Source organism: Vibrio crassostreae 9ZC13 (assembly GCF_000272045.2).
Lineage (GTDB): Bacteria > Pseudomonadota > Gammaproteobacteria > Enterobacterales > Vibrionaceae > Vibrio > Vibrio crassostreae_C.
Genome location: NZ_AJYZ02000042.1, coordinates 37220 through 39215 on the forward strand (window position 1 = coordinate 37220; position 1996 = coordinate 39215).

Below are 1996 nucleotides of genomic sequence, written 5' to 3' on the forward strand. Positions count from 1 at the left end.
ATCTCGACGGACCAATTCGATCTGAGAGGTGGCATCCACCATACGCTCTAATTGATAGCTGCTTTGACTCTTATCCAAGTTCACAACCGAAGCTTTCAGTTGTTGAGGAACTTGGTTCGCGTAAGGCAATGGATACAAGAAGGAATAGAAGACCACACCACCAAATACCGTAAGAAGCACGACAGGGTTGCGCAATACCGCTAAGAGTTCTTGCTTGAGCAGTTGAGTAAAGCTCATCGTTTTACTCCTTGTTGTGCTGATGCTTCTGGCTGTGTTGACGGCGTTGTTTTTGCAGATAAAACTGCTTTTGCTGATAGACCTGCTTTTGTAGATGGATCTGCTTGTGCAGTTAGATCTGATTGCGCCAAGTGTTTCTTAATTAGCAACATTACCACGAAAGCAGGAACTGCGTACCACAACATAGAAGAGAGGCTGATCAAAGACTGTGCTGCGCTCACACCATAACTAGACTGCGCCGTTTGTACTTCGATGTAATGACTCACGGGCAATAAGCTTCTCCAAATTTGAGCAGCTGTATTCATGTCTGTTACTGGAAAGGTAATACCCATGAACGCAAAGCTTGGTGCCGTAAATGCGCCAGCGAAACTCATCGCCCTTGCTGGATCAAGTGTTAAGAAGAAAAACAAACAACCCATAATGATACAACTGATCACGGTTAGCAGTTGGGCAATAGTCAATGCCACAAAGCTGCCGTTAAATGGCCAGTCTAAGAGCACATAGAACCAAAAACTAAACGCGATACCAAACATCAAAAACAAGACAAGGTAGGGCGTTAATGTTGATGCGAGTGACTTCATAGGGGCGTTGGATAACCAAGCGTGAAGCCCACGAGCTCTAACGTTCGCCGTCAAAACCAATATCGTGCCCACCACAATCATGATCTGCCACAGTGCAGGAATAACCGCAGACACCAAGAACTGTGCATAACTGGTGTTCTTGTTGAACAGCGGCGTGATCTGGCTTTGTACCGTTACTGCTTGGCCTAATGCGGATTGCACCGTGGTATCACCGTGTGACAGCTGTTTCACGACTTCAAGTTGCGCGTTAAAAGTCCCTTGAGCCTGCAGCAAGGCAGAGTTCACCAGCTTACCGATTAAGATAAATTGGCTGTTATAGAATACAGACACTTGCGGATTCAAGCCGAGCAGAAGGTCTCGGTCGAAGTGCCTTGGTATCACAACATAACCATAGATATCACGTTCGATCATCGCTTTCGCCGCATCACTCGCAGAGCTGTATTTCTGAGTGACTTGCAGCGTTGGTGACGCATCAACAAGGCGTGTGAACTGTTGCGAGATTTGACTGTGCTCAAGGTCGACAACTGCGACCGGTAAGTCACGAGCGATCCCTTGTGAAAAAATCAGCCAGATACTGGCAGCAAGCAGCAAAGGAATCCAAGTTAGGCAAGACAACAACCATTTGTCTTTGCGGACAATCGCCCACTGCCGAAGCAAGGTATTCTTCGCTCTATGATGCTCAGTTGATTGCGAGCCTCTAGATTGCGATCCAGTATATTGAGAGTTAGCAGACATAAGTCACCTAAAGCTCAACCACTAGGCTCATGCCCATACGCAGTGTTTCGCTCGTATCGACAGGGTGCGCTTCTACTTCAAAAGTACGTAAATCGAAGCCTTGTGCTGCGTCTGTTGAGCGCCAAGTTGCGAAATCACCCATTACGGCGATGTGAGTTACTTGGAAAGTTAATGATTTATCCAGAGCCGGTAGGTACGCCTCAAACTGGCTGCCTTTCTCGAAATGCTTAAGCATGTCTTCACGAACATTGAGCACAGCCCAAGCATCCTTGGTGTCGATAACAGTCACAACAGGGAAGCCTTGTGGTGCAAGTTCTCCACTGCTCAATAGAACCTGAGAGACTTCGCCATTAAACCAGCTGTGGATCTGTGTGTCTTTTGCGTAAGCTTCAACTTCCGCTACCGCACCCGCTGCCATTAACGCTTTTTGAGTGGCGGGCCCC

At 47.4% G+C, this 1996-nt stretch carries 2 protein-coding genes and 1 pseudogene; all 3 read right to left on the bottom strand.

The window, feature by feature from the left end; translation table 11 throughout:
* Nucleotides 1-237, bottom strand: a pseudogene (locus tag A136_RS18870) (ABC transporter permease); the annotation flags it as partial.
* A complete protein-coding gene (locus tag A136_RS18875) occupies nucleotides 234-1553 on the bottom strand; it encodes an ABC transporter permease (protein WP_017063802.1) in 1320 nt (439 codons plus the stop codon). The gene A136_RS18875 and the pseudogene A136_RS18870, both read right to left, overlap by 4 nt.
* A gap of 7 nt (nucleotides 1554-1560) precedes the next feature.
* Nucleotides 1561-1996 (bottom strand): HlyD family efflux transporter periplasmic adaptor subunit (locus tag A136_RS18880; RefSeq protein ID WP_017063803.1); only part of this gene is annotated, 436 nt, incomplete at its 5' end.